The sequence below is a fragment of the Amycolatopsis sp. N2S4-7 genome (assembly GCF_058119595.1).
The window spans coordinates 7,168,629-7,184,477 of sequence record NZ_CP172299.1; the positions used below are offsets into that span (position 1 = coordinate 7,168,629).

The following is a 15,849-nucleotide window of genomic DNA, read 5'->3' on the forward strand; positions in this document are numbered from 1 at the left end:
GGCCGGGCGAAAGGACACCATGGAGCTGCGGATCCGCGACGAGCGCGCCGTGCTGGCCGGTCCCGGCGGGGAGCACGCGCGCGAGGTGGACCCGCACAAGCTCGCGATCGGCGCCGACCTGGCGCAGGCCCTGCACGAGTGGGCGCGCGTGGCGTCCGCGGTCTCCGCCGACCCCTCCGGGGCGGAGGCGGCCGCGGTGGTCTCGCAGCGCGGCCGCCAGCTGGCCGGCAGGCTGGCTTCGGTGATGGGCACGACCGTCCGGTTCACGGACCCGGTGACCGGCGCCGAAACGGTCGTCGAGCCGCCGCCGCGCCCCACCGAACCGGGCCACCGCTTCATCCGGGCGGTGCTCGGCCCGCCCGGCCCGCCCGGCGAACCGACCCCGTGGCTGACCGGGCTGACGGTGTCGGCGTTCATCGCGGCCGTGGTCGTCGTCGCCCTGCTGGCGCTGGCCTCGACGCTGGCCCGCGAGACCAGCGGCTGGCTGGCGCTGGTGGCCTCGGTGGTCGTGACGGCCGGGATCACGCCGTCGCTCTGGCTGGTCCGCCGCACCCCGATCCTGCGCTGGGCCGCCTACGGCGCGGCGGGCGGCGTCGTGATCGCGTGGGTCGGCGTGCTGGTGATCGCCTTCTAGCGGCGGCGGACGTAGGTGACGAGCGCGCCCTGGGCGGCCGTCGAGGTCTCGCTGCGGAAGACGTAGCCGCGGGAGACGGCGATCTGGCGGACCAGTTCCGGGGAGACGTCGAACTGGCCGGAAAAGAACGTCACGCCGTCCTGGCCGTTGAACTCCTCCGCCAGCCAGCCGACGCGGGTCGAGCGCGGGAAGATCCGGAGCACCCACAGCAGCGGCGGCACGCCCAGCACGGTGAGGGCGAAGCCGATCGCGAAGATGCGTTCGTCGCCGGAGATCGCGCTGGTCACGGCGCTGCCGCCGAAGCACAGCAGGGCCCAGGCCGCGGGGGCGAGGAAGCCGGCGAACGACATCCGGAACTTCCGCCCGGCGGCCGGCCGGGCCGGCGAGGCGCGGCGCAGCAGCAGGATCCGGTCGGTGGGGTCCGCGAATTCGGCGACCGGGAAGAGGCCCTCGCCGCGCGCGATTTCGGTGACGCGGGACGGCGGCAGCTTCGCGTGCCGGGCGCTCACCCACAGCTCGTCGCGGCCGTCGAGGTGGTTGCGCAGCCACTGCTCCCGGCCGGGCGACTCGGCCAGGAGTGCGAAGGCGGCCGGCCTCGGCGGGACGGCCGGGGCGGGGGTGCCGAACACCAGCCCGGGACGGCACTTCGCGAACAGGAGGTTCCTGCTGTTCCGGCCGGAGTGGCAGGGACCGGCGAAGAAGTAGCCGTACCGCGAAGCGACCTCGCCGAGCAGTTCGGCGGACAGCGACGGCGGAGGCGCCACGATCGCCTGGGGGCGGCCGTCGAACGCCGCGTCCAGCCACGGCATGCGGGGTGACCGGCCGGCGATCGCGCGGATCAGGAACTGGACGCCGAGCACGCCCGCGAGTCCGACCGGGAGCAGCAGGAGTGGCCACTTCCGCTCGGCCGCCGCCGCGAACCAGGCGCCCGCGCCGAGCCCCAGGACCCAGAGGACCACGGCGATGCCCTGGACCTGGTCGAGGGTGAGCCGGCGCCCGGTGGTGCGCGGCCGCAGTTCTTCGTCCGGCAGGCCGTTCCGGCGCAGCAACAGCAGCCGGTCGCCCGGGTCGGCGGCTTCGGCGACCACCGCCATCCCGGAGGCCGCCGCGACCGCGCCGACGTCCGCGCGGCTCAGGCGCAGCCGCCGCGTGCTCGCCCAGAACTGGTCCTGCCCGGCGAGCAGCTTCGCGAGCCGCCGCCGGGCGGCGTCCGTGCCCGGGCCGCGGTCGAAGTCCCGCGGGAAGAAGCCGGGCGCGAACTCGAACCGCAGGAACCCGGCCTGGCCGGGCGGGGTTTCGCGATACCGGCGCGAAGTGGCGGCCTGCCGGACAGCCGTCGGGTGGATGCCCCACAGCGCGGGCGCGACCTCGACGACCGGCGCGCCGGTGAACACCCGGTACCTCAGCTCGGCGAAGCGGAGCTGCCCGGCGCGTTGGTCCGAAGCCGTCATCGAATGTCACGCTGCATGACTGATCCCTCCCTCAGCGTGACATCGTAACCTGACGGGATGGAGCAGCTCGACGCGTTGCGGAAGTTGTGCCTGGCGCTGCCCGAGACGACGGAACGCCTCAGCCACGGCGAACCGACGTGGTTCGTGCGGGGCAAGAAGACGTTCGTCATGTTCGCCGACCACCACCACGACGACCTGCTCGCGTTCTGGTGCCCGGCGCCGCCGGGCGTGCAGGAAGAGCTGGTGCGCACCGAACCCGGTCGGTTCTTCCGGCCGCCGTACGTCGGGCACCGCGGCTGGCTGGGCGTGCGGCTGGACGTCGACGTCGACTGGGCCGAGGTCGACCGGATCGTCCGGGAGGCGTACCGGCTGGTGGCGCCGAAGACCCTCGCCGCCCGGGTGGACTAGCCGCGCTGCGAGCGGACCCCGAGGAGCACGTCCTCCCAGGACGGCACGATCGGGTGGTTCTTCTTCGCCTTCGGCCGGGCCTGTTCCGCCTGCTCGGGCACCGCCACGTCCTCTTCCGGGTCGGCCGGGACGCGGGGGATCTCGCGGGTGTCGTCGTCCGGGTCCGGCTCGGCGGCCGGCAGCTCGGCGTGCTCCGGCGGCACCGAGTCCAGCGTCGGCTGGAACTCCGCGTCGCGGGCCGGGTCGAGGGCGCGGACCGTGCGGGGGGCGCGGTAGGCGTTCGGGTCCAGCAGGACCTCGGCGTTCTCGTCGAGCGCCGTCACCGTGCCGCCGTGCGCCCCGGGCGAGAACGCCCAGTGCGCGCGGTTGTCCGAGCGCCCGGCCTTCCACTGGAGCACGACGACCCAGCGGCCGTCGTCGCCCTTCCAGGAGTCCCAGGTGGCCTGCGAGTAGTCGTGCCCGCGGACGCCGAAGCCGTACGCGACGACCTCGCCGAGCGTCTGCACGTCGGGGCCGTCTTCGCGGACCGGGTGGGCGCTCTGCGCGAGCTCGGCGGTGCGCGACCGCTCGAGCAGCACGGGGTAGGCGTAGCGCTCGACGCGCTGCGCCGAGACACCGGCGCTCGCGGCAACCTGCTCGACGGACTCGCCGGCGCGGATGCGCTGCTGGATCTCGCGTGGCCGCATCTGGCTCTCCAACTCGATTTCGATCTGGCCGAGGCGGGTGATGTCACCCCGCGCCGCCGCGCGCAGTCGCTCATCAGCCGGGAGCAGGAAGCGAGTACGGCTCGCCGGGTCTTCGAGCACGATGGACTTGCCGTCCTCGTGCAGTCCGACCACTCGCAGCGCCCGCATTGTTCTCGCCTCCCCGATCTTCTTCACCGTTGTGGGTGCCCACGTTAGAACGGCGCGTCGGCTTGACGTGCGAGGCGCGCCGAGTCCGCACCGAACTGCCCACTGTTCACTTGGCGACTCCCGCATCATCGGTCACCCAGGTCAGCGGCCGAGGGGTGACACGCCGGACACACAAAGTCACGATCGAGTGGATCATGACGGCGGGAGCCGGACCGTCACGGTGAGGCCGCCGCGGCGGCCCGGCTGGGCTTCGGCGCCGCCGCCGTGGGCCTGGGCCACCGAGCGGACGATCGACAGGCCGAGCCCGGCGTTGCGCGTGTCCCCGGTCCGCTCCGCGCCGCCGACCCGGCGGAACGGCTCGAACAGCGTCGGCACGGCCTCCGGCGGGACCACCGGCCCCGAATTGCGGACCTCCAGCGCCGGGTCGCCGCGGACCTCGACGTACACCCAGCCACCCTGCGCGTTGTACGTGATGGCGTTGACGACCAGGTTCGTCACCAGCCGCTCCAGCAGCACGCGGTCGCCGGCCACCACTCGCGGCCGCAGCCGCGTCTCGACCGTCACCCCCGCTTCGGCGGCCTGTGCCGCGGTCGCCCGGACGACCGACGCGGCCACCTCGTCCAGCCGGACCGGCGAACGCGCGTGCAGGCCCCGGTCGCTGCGGGCCAGGATGAGCAGGCCCTCGATCATCCGTTCGCTGCGCTCGTTGGTGTGCAGCAGGTGCGTGCCGAGCTTCTCGAGCTCCGGCGCGGCTTCGGGATCGGCCATCGCGACTTCGATCAGCGTCCGCTGCACCGCCAGCGGGGTCCGCAGCTCGTGGGACGCGTTCGCGACGAACCGCTTCTGGCTGTCGAACGACTCCGCCAACCGGTCGAGCATGCCGTCGAAGGTGTCCGCCAGCTCCTTCAGCTCGTCGGGCGGTCCTTCGAGGTTGATCCGCCGGTCGAGCTTGCCCGCCTCCAGCCGCCGAGCGGCCGAGGTGATGTCGTGCAGCGGCCGCAGCGCCCGGCCCGCCATCAGCCAGCCGAACAGCACGGCCAGCGCCGCCGTCGCCACCAGCGCGATCGCCGAGCCGACGACCAGGGTGGACAGCGTCGAGGAGCGGTACTCGTCCAGCGACCCGCTGAGCAGCCGCACCGCCACGCCCGGGGAGCCCACGACCGTGGTGCCCTGGACGCCGTAGAGCGCGTCGGCCGAGCCGATCGTCGTCGAGGCGACCCGGGCCGGGTCCGGCAGCGTGCTCTGCACCAGCAGGTAGTTGATGACGACGAGGACCAGCCCGGCGAGCAGGAACAGCCCGCCGTACCAGGCGGTGAGCTTCGTCCGGACCGACAGGCCGTTCACGGCGTACCGAACCGGTAGCCGGCGCCCGGCACGGTCTCGATCACCGGCGGGTCGCCCAGCTTGCGCCGCAGCGTCATCACCGCGACGCGCACCGCGTTCGTGAACGGGTCGGCGTGCTCGTCCCACGCCTTCTCCAGCAGGTCCTCGGCGCTGACCACCGCACCCTCCGCCCGCATGAGCACCTCCAGCACGGCGAACTCCTTCGGCGAGAGCAACAGGAACCGGCCGTCCCGGGCGGCCTGGTGGCGCGGCAGGTCGAGCACGACGCCGTCGCGCTCCAGCACCGGCGGCAACGCGGGCCGCGCGCGCCGCGACAGCGCCTGCACCCGGGCGACCAGTTCGGCGAACGCGAACGGCTTCGTCAGGTAGTCGTCGGCGCCGAGGCCCAGGCCGGCGACCCGGTCGGTGACGTCGGCGGCCGCGGTCAGCATCAGCACGCGTGCCTCGCCGCCCGCTTCGACGACCGCGGCGCAGACGGCGTCGCCGTGCACCTTCGGCAGGTCGCGGTCGAGGACCACGACGTCGTAGCGGTGCACGCCGACCCGTTCCAGGGCCTGCTCGCCGTCGTAGCAGACGTCGACGGCCATCGAGAGCCGCCGCAGGCCCTCCGCGACCGAGTCGGCCAGCAGCCGTTCGTCCTCCACCACCAGCACGCGCACCCGCCCAGTCTGCGCAGGCAGGCCATAAGGACCGCATAAGCGACGTCGCTTAGCGCGCCCGAATCCCCCGATCCGTAGACCTGAGCCTCATCCGGACGAAAGGAATTCGAGCCATGCGGACACGGATAGCCGTCGCGGCGCTCGGGACGGCCCTGCTGCTCGGCGGCTGCGGGGCGAAGCCCGACGACGGGTCGAAGGTCGCCTCGATCTCGACGCCGTCCCAGACGGGCGGCCCCGCCGCGGCCGACAACAGCGGCAAGAGCGACGAGGACAAGATGCGGGACTTCGCCAAGTGCATGCGCGAGCACGGCGTCGACATGCCCGATCCGAAGCCCGCGGGTGACGGCAAGGGGATGTCGATCGCCATCCAGGGCGAGGGCGCCGACAAGTCGAAGATCGACGCCGCGCAGAACGCGTGCAAGCACCTGATGCCCAACGGCGGCGAGATGAAGCCGCCGAGCGCCGAAGAACTCGACAAGATGCGCAAGCAGGCCAAGTGCATGCGGGAGCACGGCGTGGACATGCCGGACCCCGATCCGAGCGGCAAGGGCACCGTGCGGATCGGCGGGCCGGGCGACGACCCGAAGAAGTTCGAAGAAGCCGCCAAGGCGTGCGGCATGGGCATGAGCGTCCGCTCCGAGGCGGCCAAGTGAACGACGTGGCCCACCTCAAGCCCCGCCGCCGCGGCCGGACGCGCTGGTTCATCGCGGGCGCCGTCTTCGTCGTGGTGCTGGGTACCAGCTCCGTCGTCATCCTGACGCGGGTCTCCTCCGCCACGCCGGTGCAGGAGGCCGCGCCGCCCGCGGTCGAGACCGCAGAGGTCGCCAAGACCGACCTGAGCGAAGAGGAGGAGGCCGACGGCACGCTCGGCTACGGCGACGAGGAGACCGTCGGCGGCCGCAAGCCCGGCACGATCACGTCGCTGCCCGAGGCCGGCGCGACCCTCACCCGCTGCAAGCCGGTGTACGGAGTGGACGCGAAGCCGGTGCCGCTGTTCTACGGCACGCTGCCGTTCTACCGCGACCTCGCCACGGGCGCGGACGACGGCGCCGACGTCAAGCAGCTGGAGGAGAACCTCAAGGCGTGCGGGTACGGGGGGTTCGGCACGCCGGACAAGAAGTTCACCGCGGCGACGGCCACCGCGCTGAAGAAGTGGCAGAAGGCGCTGGGACTGGAGCAGACCGGCGCGTTCGGCCAGGGCGACGTCGTGCTCGCGCCCGGCGAGGTCCGGGTGTCGGCGCTGTCGGCGAAGCTCGGTTCGCCGTCGCAGGGCGAGGTGCTCAAGACGACCGGCACCGTCCGGTCGGTGCAGGTGAAGCTCGACGCGGCCAAGCAGGACCTCGCCCAGCGGGACGCGAAGGCGTCCGTGACGATCAACGGGAAGACGACGCAGGGCACGATCACCGACGTCGGGCGGACCGCGGTCGAGGGCAAGGACGCCGCGGGCCAGGACGACGGCAAGCCCAAGATCACCGTGACCGTCGAGCTCGACGACCCGGCCGTCGCCGGCTCGCTCGACTCGGCCCCAGCGACCGTCCGGTTCACCAAGGACGTCCACCAGGGCGTGCTCGCGGTCCCGGTCGGTGCGCTGCTCGCGCTCGCCGAAGGCGGGTACGCCGTCGAGGTCGACGAGAACGGGCAGCGACGGCTCATCGCCGTCCGAACCGGACTCTTCAGCGGCGGCAAGGTCGAGGTCTCCGGAAACGGCCTCTCCGCGGGCATGCGGGTGGTGACGACGTCGTGACGCCCGTGCTGCGCGTGCACGAGGTCACGCGCACCTACCCCGGCGGGGTCGCCGCGCTCGACGGCGTCTCGCTGACCCTGGAGGACGGCGAGATGGTGGCGATCGTCGGGCCGTCCGGGTCCGGCAAGTCGACCCTGCTGCACCTGATGGGCACGCTCGACCGGCCGTCGTCGGGCCGCGTCGAACTGCACGGCCACGACGTCGCCGCGCTGCCGGACCGCAAGGTCTCCGCGCTGCGGTCGCGCTGGATCGGGTTCGTGTTCCAGCAGTTCTTCCTCGACGAAGGGATGAGTGCGGTGGACAACGTGTGCACCGGCCTGCTCTACGCCGGCGTGCCGAGGCGACGGCGTCGGGAGCGGGCGCTGGCCGCGCTCGACCGCGTCAAGCTGGGGCACCGGGCGTGGCACCGGCCCGGGGAGCTGTCCGGCGGGGAACGCCAGCGCGTCGCGATCGCCAGGGCGGTCGTCAACGAGCCGTCGATCCTGCTGGCCGACGAGCCGACCGGCAACCTCGACACCGGCACCGGCGCCTCCGTGCTCGCGCTGCTCGGCGAGCTGTCCGCGGACGGCACCACGATCGTCGTGATCACCCACGACCGGGAGATCGCCGCGGGCATGCCGCGCCGGATCGAGCTGCTCGACGGGCACCTGCGGCTGGACACCGGCCTGGTGGGTGCGCGGTGACGATGGTGACCCTGCCGGAACCCGCCCGGCTCAAGCCGCCGGACGTCGTCGCGCTCGGCGCCCACGGCATGCGGACGCGGCCGGTGCGCGCGGTCCTTTCCGCGCTGGGCATCGCGATCGGCGTCGCGGCGATGGTGGCGGTGCTGGCGATCCCGGCGTCCGGCGCGCAGGCCCTGCACGACCGGCTGGCCGCGCTCGGCACGAACCTGCTCACCGCCGGGCCGGGGCAGACGTTGTTCGGGGCCGACGCGACCCTGCCCGACGACGCCGTCCCGATGGCGAAGCGGATCGGGCCGGTGCAGGCGGCCAGCGGTACCGGGACGACGTCGGCGAGCGTGCGCCGCAGCGACAAGATCGCCGCGGACGACACGTCCGGGCTCGCCGTGTACGCGGCCCGGCCGGACCTGCTCGGGGTGCTCGGCGGGAAGGTCCGCGCGGGAGCGTTCCTCGCCGCCGGTAACCAGGACTACCCGGTGACGGTGCTGGGTTCGCAGGCCGCGGCCCGGCTCGGCGTCGACCACGTCGACCCGGCCCGGCCGCCGCAGGTGATGATCGGGACGCAGTGGTTCACCGTGGTCGGGATCCTCGCGCCGATGCCACTGGCGCCGGAGATCGAACGGTCGGCCCTGGTCGGCTGGGACGTCGCGAAGCGGCTGCTCGGGTTCGACGGCCATCCGTCCACTGTGTACGTCCGCGCCGAGGAGTCCGAAGTGGACGGGGTCCGATCGGTGCTGGCCGCGACGCTGAACCCGCAGGCGCCGAACGAGGTCGAGGTCCGCCGCCCGTCGGACGCGCTCGCCGCGCAGAAGCTGACGGACACGACGTACAGCGCGCTGTTCCTCGGCCTCGGCGGGGTGGCCCTGCTGGTCGGCGGCGTCGGGGTGGCGAACACGATGGTCATCTCGGTCCTGGAACGGCGGCGCGAGATCGGCCTGCGCCGCGCGCTGGGGGCGACGAAACGGCAGATCCGCGGGCAGTTCCTGGCCGAATCCGTGCTGCTGTCCGGGTTGGGCGGGCTGGCGGGGGTGCTGGCCGGGATCCTGGTGACGGCGGGGTACGCGCTGAGCCAGGGCTGGCCGGCGGTGCTGCCGACGGGAGCGCTGGCCGGTGGGGTCGGGGTGGCGGCGCTGGTCGGAGCGGTGGCCGGGGCGTACCCGGCGGTCCGCGCGGCCCGGCTCGCGCCGACGCAAGCACTCGCCTGAGCCCCGTTTCGGTGCTGCGGTCCGGTCGGGCGGGCCGGCCGGGGGCCCGGCGGAGGGGACGCCGGCGGAGGGACGCCGGGTGGCGGGCCACGACGGGTGGCCCGCCACCCGGCGATTCCGCACTTTGGGAGATCCGCCCTCGATCGGGCTTCGAGTTGGATGGGCGCACGGATCCCGATCGAAGGCGGCTGTGGTGCGAGTCGAGGCGAACCGGCGGGACTTCCTGCGGTGGCTGGCCACGGCGGGCGCGGGACTCGCCGCCGCCGGGGTCGCTCCGGCCGTCTTCGCGCAGGAAGCCGCGGCCGACGGGCGCGACCTCGTCGTGGTGCACGGCGTCACCGTCGTCGACGGCACCGACGGACCGGCACGGCCGGGCTCCTCGGTCGTGCTGGTCGGCGACCGGATCGCCTGGGTCGGGCCGGCCGCCGACGTGCCGTCCTGCGCGGGCGCCCGGATCGTCGACGGCCGCGGCCGCTACCTCGTCCCCGGCCTCTGGGACACCCACACCCACGGCCTCGACCTCGAAGCGCTGTTCCCGCCGCTGTTCCTGGCCAACGGCGTCACCGGCATCCGTGAGATGTACGGCTACGACGAGAACCGCGCCACCCGCGACAAGATCGCCCGCGGTGAGCTGCTCGGCCCGCGGGTCGTGCTGGCCAGTTCGATCATCGACGGGCCGGTGAGCCTGCTCGGCCCGCCGGTCACGCAGGTCGCGAACGCCGAGGAGGCGCGCGCGGCCGTCCGGACCGCGGCCGACCAGGGCTCGGACTTCGTCAAGGTCTACTTCTACCTCCCGCCGGACGCCTTCCGCGGGATCGCCGACGAGTGCCGCCGCCTCGGCCTGACCTTCGCCGGGCACTGGCCGTACCGGATCCGCCCGCTCGACGCCGCCCGGGCCGGGCAGCGCAGCTTCGAGCACCTCTTCGGGCTGCCGATCGCGACGTCGAGCCGTCGTGACGAGTTCCTCGCCCGCCTCGACGCGACGCCCTTCGACCCGGCCGCCGAGCGCGACTTCTTCAACCTCGCCCGCGAACTCGACCGGGAGGCCGCGCAGGCCTACGACCCGGTGACGGCGAGCCGCCACTTCGCCGGCCTCAAGGCGTTCGGCAGCCGGCTCAGCCCGACGTTCGCGATCAACCGCGTCATCTCGAAGCCCGTCGACGCCTACGCGCACGACCCCCGGCTCAAGTACGTGCCCCAGGACATCCGGGACTTCTGGGCCGACCGGCTCCCGCTGTTCGCGCCGGTCACGCCGGAGGAGATCGCCGGGCAGGAGGCCTGCTTCGAGGCCCAGCTGCGGCTCGCCGGCGCGGCGCACCGGGCCGGCGTCGGGCTGCTCGGCGGCACCGACTGCCTGAACCCGTACGTCTTCCCGGGCTTCAGCCTGCACGACGAGCTGGACTTCCTGGTCGAGGCCGGGCTGACCCCGCGGCGGGCGCTGCAGGCGGTGACCCGCGACGCGGCCGCGTTCCTCGGGCACGCGGCCGGCGCCGGGACGATCAGCCCCGGCAAGGTCGCCGACCTGGTGCTGCTCGACGCCGACCCGCTCGCCGACATCCGCGCGGTCCGGCGGATCGACACCGTCGTCACCGACGGCCGCGTCCTCGACCGGGCCACGCTCGACCGCATGCTGGCCGACGTCGAGGCCGCGGCGAACCAGCCGCCCGCCTCGGTGAACGCCAGGTCAGTGCGCTTGCCGGTGCGCGGGTGCTGCTGAGCGCCCGGTAATCTCGGCCGGTCGAAGACCTGGTTCGAGGGGGACGCGTGCGGCTGGCTGGGTGGCTTTCCGGAGGCCGGAAACTGGCGTGGTCGCTCGCGGCGCTCGAGGTCGCCGCGGTCGGGCTGGTGCTCCTGCTGAAGCGGTTCGACGGCCTCGACCTCGAGGTCTACCTGGGCGGCGCGAAGGCGCTGGCCGAGCACGGCTCGCCGTACGACGCCTGGGTGCCGACCACGCACCAGATCCTGCTGCCGTTCACGTACACGCCGTTCGCCGCGGCGGTGTTCCTGCCCGGCACGCTGCTGCCGTTCGCCGTGACGATGAAGCTGGTCAGCATCGCTTCGATCGTCGCGACCGGCGTGGTCGCCTACCTCTACGTCGCGACGCTCAACGGTTCGCTGACCGACGCGTCCCAGGTCCGCGGGCGGGCGGTCGCCGCGCTGGTCGCCATCGGCGCGCAGCTCGCCGGTGCCCTGCTCGAGCCGGTCCGCTCGACGCTCGGCTTCGGGCAGATCAACGCCCTGCTCATGGTGCTGGTGGTGCTCGACGTCCTGCTGCCCGGCGACCGGAAGCGGACGAAGGGCCTGCTCATCGGCGTGGCCGCGGCGATCAAGCTGACCCCGGCCGTCTTCGTCGTGTACTTCCTCGTCCGCCGCGACTTCAAGTCGGCCGCGCGGGTGGTGGCCGGGTTCGTGGCGGCCGGGGCGCTGCTGTGGCTGGTCCGGCCGTCGGCGTCCGTCACGTACTGGACGAAGCTCGTCTTCGACGCGGGCCGCATCGGCGGCGTCGACTACGTCGGCAACCAGTCGCTGCACGGCCTGACCGTGCGCGCCGGCCTGCCGGAGTTCGTGTGGGTGCTGGTCGCGCTGGCCGTGATGGCCCTGGTCGCGGTGATCATCGTGCGCGCCGCCGAGCCGGTGCTCGGGCTCACCGCCTGCGCGCTCGGCGGGCTGCTGGTCTCGCCGATCTCGTGGACCCACCACTGGACGTGGTGCGTGCCGATCCTCGTCCTCGCCGGGTGGTACGCGTGGCGCTTCGACCGGGCGGTCCGGTGGGTGGCGGCCGCGGTCGTCGTCGCGGGACTGGCGTTGTTCATCGCCGGCCCGATGTGGTTCGCCCCGCGCCCGGCGCCGTCCGCGAGCTGGTGGCTCGCCACCGAGTCCTACGAGCTGTTCGGCCTGCTCCTGCTGGCCCTCGCCGCGTTCGGCACCCGCCGCCTGAGCACGAAGAAGGGGACCCCCACCGCGGAAGCGGCGGAGGTCCCCTCCAAGGAGCCTCAGGTCAGCTGAGCCGCTCGACGACGTACTCGATGCTCTGCGTGAGCTTCGTGATGTCGTCCGGGTCGATGGCCGGGAACAGGCCGACGCGCAGCTGGTTGCGGCCCAGCTTGCGGTACGGCTCGGTGTCGACGATCCCGTTGGCGCGCAGCACCTTCGCCACCGCGGCGGCGTCCACCTCGTCGGTGAAGTCCACCGTGCCGACAACCTGCGAGCGCAGGTCCGGGTCCTTCACGAACGGCGTGGTGTAGCTGGTCTTCTCGGCCCAGTCGTACAGCCGCGAAGACGAGTCCTTCGTGCGTGAGGTCGTCCACTCGAGGCCGCCCTGGCCGTTCATCCACTCGATCTGCTCGGCGAGCAGGAACAGGGTGGCCACGGCGGGGGTGTTGTACGTCTGGTCCTTGCGGGAGTTGTCCAGCGCGGTGGTCAGCGACAGGAACTCGGGGATCCAGCGGTCGCCGCCGCCGATTTCGCCGATCCGCTCGACCGCGGCCGGCGAGGCCAGCGCGATCCAGAGGCCGCCGTCCGCGGCGAACGACTTCTGCGGCGCGAAGTAGTAGACGTCGAAGTCCTCGGCCTTGACCGGGAGCCCGCCGGCGCCGGAGGTCGCGTCGATCGCGACCAGCGCGCCTTCGCTGCCCTCGGGGCGGCGGACCGGCACGGCCACGCCGGTGGACGTCTCGTTGTGCGCCCAGCCGACCAGGTCCGCGCCGGCTTCGTAGGCGATGTCGGGCGCGCTGCCCGGCTCGGCCTTGACGACGATCGGGTCGGCCAGGAACGGCGCGCCCTTGGTCACGGTGGCGAACTTCGAGGAGAACTCGCCGTAGGTGAAGTGCTGCGCGCGCTCGCGGACCAGGCCGAACGCGGCCGCGTCCCAGAACGCCGTGGTGCCGCCGTTGCCGAGGATCACCTCGTAGCCCTCGGGCAGCGAGAACAGCTCGGACAGGCCGGCCCGGACGCGCCCGACGAGGGACTTGACCGGCTTCTGCCGGTGCGACGTGCCGAGGTAGGTGGAGCCGGACTCCGCCAGCGCACTCAGCTGCTCGGCGCGGACCTTCGACGGGCCGCAGCCGAAGCGGCCGTCGGCCGGCTTGAGGTCGGCGGGGATGGTCAACTCAGCGTCGGTCATGTGGCCAGTCTCTCAGGTCGGGACGCGGCTGGTGAAGGTGGTGCGCGGGTGTCCGGAATGTGGAATGAGCCACGCGGAAACCCGCTGTCCGCCGCGCCGGGCCCCCGGTAGTTTCTCCCGCGGGGAGGGGAGGACCGATGACGGACGAGCCGTGGCGGCCGCGGTGGTGGATGTTCTGGAACCTGGGCGCGGTCGTCGTCGTGCACCTGGTGGCGAGCGGCGGCTGGACCACGATCGCGGCGCCGGTGGCGCTCGCGCTCACCCTCGTCTTCGTGTTCGTCCGGCGGCTGCCGTGGTGGCTCACCGGCGACAGCCCGGCCGGGCACCGCTTCCTCCGGGTGGCCGGGGTCGCCGGCCTGGCACTGGCCGACGTCCTCGTCGTGGTCGCGCTGGTGCTGCACCCGCCGCACGGCGACGACGTCGTGAACGCCGGGGTGCTCGTCGCGCTCTTCCTCGGCGCGACGGTGTACGTCCTGTCCCGCCTCCTGCCGAAGCGGCTGATGACGCGGCGCACAGCGCTGCGGCGACGGCTGGTGGTCGCGACCGCGGCCGCGTGGGGCGTCGGCGGCCTGGCCATCGGTGCCGAGGTGGCGGCCGTCGTCGCCGGCGGCTGGGCGCCCTGGATCCTGCCGGTCCCGGCCGTGGTGGCCGTGGTGGCGCTCGCCCTGTGGCGTTCCGATCTCGCCGTCGCGGCCCGGTGCCTGGCGAGCGGCACCTGGACGCCGGTCACGGCGGCCGCGTTCGACGTGCGCCCCGGCGAGCCGGTCAACGGCTGGATGGTGCTGCCGGGGGACGCGCGGGCCCGGTTCCACCTGGCCACGGTGCCCGCCGACATCGCCGCCGAACTGGCGGACCGGCGTCGGCTGTGGCTGGCGGGCTGGCCTTCGGAGTACCTCGTGACCGGCCTTCCGGAGGGCGACAGCTACGCCGTCGGGCTCATCGGTTTCCATCGCCGTGGGGGTAAAAACACGGTTCCCGCCCCGCCCGGGCACCGGTAGCGTCCCCGCCGTGACAACCGTGCAACAGACCTTCCCGGCGCCGCCCCAGGCGCTGTGGAACGCGCTTCCCGCCGGGTTCGCGGCGATCGGCGCGCAGAGCCCGTTCTACGACCCGCAGCGCGGGTTCGCGTCCTGCCGCACCGGCATGACCTTCCTGAGCTGGGGACAGGTGATCACCGCGACGGTCGCGCCGTCCGCGGGAGGGGCGACGCTCACCGTCCTGACGCAGCTGAAGTTCGGCCTGTTCGACTGGGGTGAGGGCAAGCGCATCGCGAACCAGTTCGCCGCCGCCGTCGCGTACGCGGCCGGCACCGCCGCACTGACCTGAGGGCCCCGCTCACCACCTCTGGGGGTGTGAGCGGGGCCCAGCGGATCAGCGCCAGCTCTCGACGCCGCCCGGCACCGGCGCGGCCGGGTCGTACGGCGTGCGGGTGAAGATGAACGTCGCGAGGTCGAGGTGGGTGGCGACGCCGTCGGCGTTCCGGCCCACTTCGAGCGTCTCGCCGGCGTAGTAGCCGTCGAGGCCGACGTAGGTGTCCTTCCCGGTCGGGCGGAAGCGCGAGCTGCGCCCGGCGCCCTCGGCCGGCGCGAGCAGCAGCAGCCCGTCGCCCTGGATGCGCAGGTGGTACGGCGTCGGGCCCCAGTGCCAGAGCCCGGTCAGGGCCAGCAGCGCGGGGTCGACGGCGGACGGCTCCCATTCGGCGGGCAGGCGCGGCTCGAGCTCGTCGGTCATGGTGATCAGGTCGACGCAGAGCTGGGTGATGCCGACACCGGCCGTCGAGTTGGTCAGCACCAGCGCGCCGGTCTGCGCGACCGGGTCGACCAGCGTGACGGCGAGGAACCCGGGCATCGACCCGGTGTGCCCGGCCAGCCGGCGGCCCGCGGTGCGCACGAGCATCAGGCCGAGGCCGAACCCGGTCGTCCAGACGTCGGTGTCGTCGACGGTGACCATGGTCCGCATCTGCTCGATGGTCTCCGGGGCGAGCACCCCGCCGCCGTGGCCGCCGAGGAACGCCGTCCAGCGGCCGAGGTCGGCGGCCGTGGACCACAGCTGCCCGGCCGGGGCCATCGCGCCGGCGTCCGGGCTCGGTTCGGGCAGCAGCACGTCGGCGAAGGGGTGCACGGCGAAGCCGTCGGCGTGCGCGCCGACCGGGTGCGGGGTGGTGCGGGTCATCCCGAGCGGGCCGAGGATCTCCTCGTCGAGCACGGAGAGCCAGCCCTTGCCGCGGTGGCGCGCGACCAGCTCGCCGAGCACGCCGTAGCCGACGTTCGAGTAGTGGAACCGCGCGCCCGGCCGGTGCTTGGTCGCGCCCTCGGCGAGGCTGCCGACCAGCGCGTCCCAGTCGGCGCCGGGGGTGCGCTCCCACCACAGGCCCGGCGACTCGGACGTCAGGCCGGAGGTGTGCGACAGCAGCTGGGCGACGGTGGCGGCGCCGAAGGGCGTGCCCGGGACGTGCTTTTCGAGCGGATCGTTGAGGTCGAGCAGGCCTTCGTCGCGCAGCCGCATGACGGCGGTGGCGACGAGGGTCTTGGTGATGGAGCCCAGCCGGTACTGGGTGTCGGTACCGGGTGTCTCGCCACCGACCCGCCCGCGGCCGCCGGACCAGACGATCCCGCCGTCCCGCACGACGGCGGCGACCAGCGACGGAGCCCGGCAGGTGGCCTGCTCGTGGGCGATCCGGCGAAGCAGGGCGTGTTGGGTCGACTCAAGCATGCAGGCATTCTGCCGCGCGCTGCCGAGCGGAGCAG

General features: G+C 73.6%; 16 protein-coding genes. 10 read left to right on the forward strand and 6 right to left on the reverse strand.

The genetic code is table 11. The features are described 5' to 3' along the window. The first annotated feature begins 19 nt into the window (after positions 1-19). The gene (locus ACH54P_RS34020; RefSeq protein ID WP_489916788.1) at positions 20-634 is read left to right on the forward strand and encodes a DUF2537 domain-containing protein; all 615 of its coding nucleotides are present in this window, start codon (positions 20-22) and stop codon (positions 632-634) included. On the opposite strand, the gene ACH54P_RS34025 is transcribed toward ACH54P_RS34020, so the two are convergent. After that, positions 631-2,085 (reverse strand): hypothetical protein, encoded by a 1,455-nt coding sequence (locus ACH54P_RS34025; protein ID WP_489907395.1) that lies wholly within the window; start codon positions 2,083-2,085, stop codon positions 631-633. The two genes, ACH54P_RS34020 and ACH54P_RS34025, sit on opposite strands and share 4 nt — an antisense overlap. A 57-nt stretch (positions 2,086-2,142) precedes the next feature. On the opposite strand from ACH54P_RS34025, the gene ACH54P_RS34030 reads away from it, so the two are divergent. After that, positions 2,143-2,493, forward strand: coding sequence for an MmcQ/YjbR family DNA-binding protein (locus ACH54P_RS34030; RefSeq protein WP_489907396.1), 351 nt, complete (start codon positions 2,143-2,145; stop codon positions 2,491-2,493). Here the strand turns inward: ACH54P_RS34030 and sepH are convergent. The 3 genes from sepH to ACH54P_RS34045 form a co-directional block, all read right to left on the reverse strand. After that, positions 2,490-3,347, reverse strand: a complete 858-nt coding sequence (gene sepH, locus ACH54P_RS34035; RefSeq protein ID WP_489907397.1) for a septation protein SepH — start codon at positions 3,345-3,347, stop codon at positions 2,490-2,492. The genes ACH54P_RS34030 and sepH overlap by 4 nt on opposite strands. A 192-nt stretch (positions 3,348-3,539) precedes the next feature. After that, complete coding sequence (locus ACH54P_RS34040) at positions 3,540-4,691, reverse strand: sensor histidine kinase (RefSeq protein WP_489907398.1); 1,152 nt, start codon at positions 4,689-4,691, stop codon at positions 3,540-3,542. After that, complete coding sequence (locus ACH54P_RS34045; RefSeq protein WP_489907399.1) at positions 4,688-5,350, reverse strand: response regulator transcription factor; 663 nt, start codon at positions 5,348-5,350, stop codon at positions 4,688-4,690. The genes ACH54P_RS34040 and ACH54P_RS34045 overlap by 4 nt, the downstream gene beginning before the upstream one ends. Positions 5,351-5,463: 113 nt before the next feature. Between ACH54P_RS34045 and ACH54P_RS34050 the strand changes: the two genes are divergently transcribed. From ACH54P_RS34050 to ACH54P_RS34075, 6 genes are all read left to right on the forward strand, one after another. Continuing rightward, positions 5,464-6,003, forward strand: coding sequence for a hypothetical protein (locus ACH54P_RS34050; RefSeq protein WP_489907400.1), 540 nt, complete (start codon positions 5,464-5,466; stop codon positions 6,001-6,003). Next, complete coding sequence (locus ACH54P_RS34055; RefSeq protein WP_489907401.1) at positions 6,000-7,094, forward strand: peptidoglycan-binding protein; 1,095 nt, start codon at positions 6,000-6,002, stop codon at positions 7,092-7,094. Before ACH54P_RS34050 ends, ACH54P_RS34055 begins: the two co-directional genes overlap by 4 nt. Further along, positions 7,091-7,777 (forward strand): ABC transporter ATP-binding protein, encoded by a 687-nt coding sequence (locus ACH54P_RS34060; protein WP_489907402.1) that lies wholly within the window; start codon positions 7,091-7,093, stop codon positions 7,775-7,777. Before ACH54P_RS34055 ends, ACH54P_RS34060 begins: the two co-directional genes overlap by 4 nt. Positions 7,778-7,779: 2 nt before the next feature. Beyond that, on the forward strand, positions 7,780-8,979 hold the full coding sequence (locus ACH54P_RS34065) for an ABC transporter permease (protein WP_489916790.1): 1,200 nt from the start codon (positions 7,780-7,782) through the stop codon (positions 8,977-8,979). 193 nt (positions 8,980-9,172) lie between these two features. Then, a complete protein-coding gene (locus ACH54P_RS34070; RefSeq protein ID WP_489907403.1) occupies positions 9,173-10,696 on the forward strand; it encodes an amidohydrolase family protein in 1,524 nt (507 codons plus the stop codon). 47 nt (positions 10,697-10,743) lie between these two features. Beyond that, on the forward strand, positions 10,744-11,985 hold the full coding sequence (locus ACH54P_RS34075) for a glycosyltransferase 87 family protein (RefSeq protein WP_489907404.1): 1,242 nt from the start codon (positions 10,744-10,746) through the stop codon (positions 11,983-11,985). Here ACH54P_RS34075 and serC read toward each other — a convergent pair. Next, positions 11,978-13,102 carry a phosphoserine transaminase gene (gene serC, locus ACH54P_RS34080; protein WP_489907405.1) on the reverse strand — a complete coding sequence of 375 codons (1,125 nt, stop codon included), beginning with the start codon at positions 13,100-13,102 and terminating at the stop codon, positions 11,978-11,980. The genes ACH54P_RS34075 and serC overlap by 8 nt on opposite strands. A gap of 137 nt (positions 13,103-13,239) precedes the next feature. On the opposite strand from serC, the gene ACH54P_RS34085 reads away from it, so the two are divergent. Next, a complete protein-coding gene (locus tag ACH54P_RS34085; RefSeq protein WP_489907406.1) occupies positions 13,240-14,100 on the forward strand; it encodes a hypothetical protein in 861 nt (286 codons plus the stop codon). A gap of 10 nt (positions 14,101-14,110) precedes the next feature. After that, a complete protein-coding gene (locus tag ACH54P_RS34090) occupies positions 14,111-14,428 on the forward strand; it encodes a hypothetical protein (RefSeq protein ID WP_489907407.1) in 318 nt (105 codons plus the stop codon). A gap of 45 nt (positions 14,429-14,473) precedes the next feature. Here ACH54P_RS34090 and ACH54P_RS34095 read toward each other — a convergent pair whose 3' ends face one another. Then, the gene (locus ACH54P_RS34095) at positions 14,474-15,814 is read right to left on the reverse strand and encodes a serine hydrolase domain-containing protein (protein ID WP_489907408.1); all 1,341 of its coding nucleotides are present in this window, start codon (positions 15,812-15,814) and stop codon (positions 14,474-14,476) included. Positions 15,815-15,849: the final 35 nt, after the last annotated feature.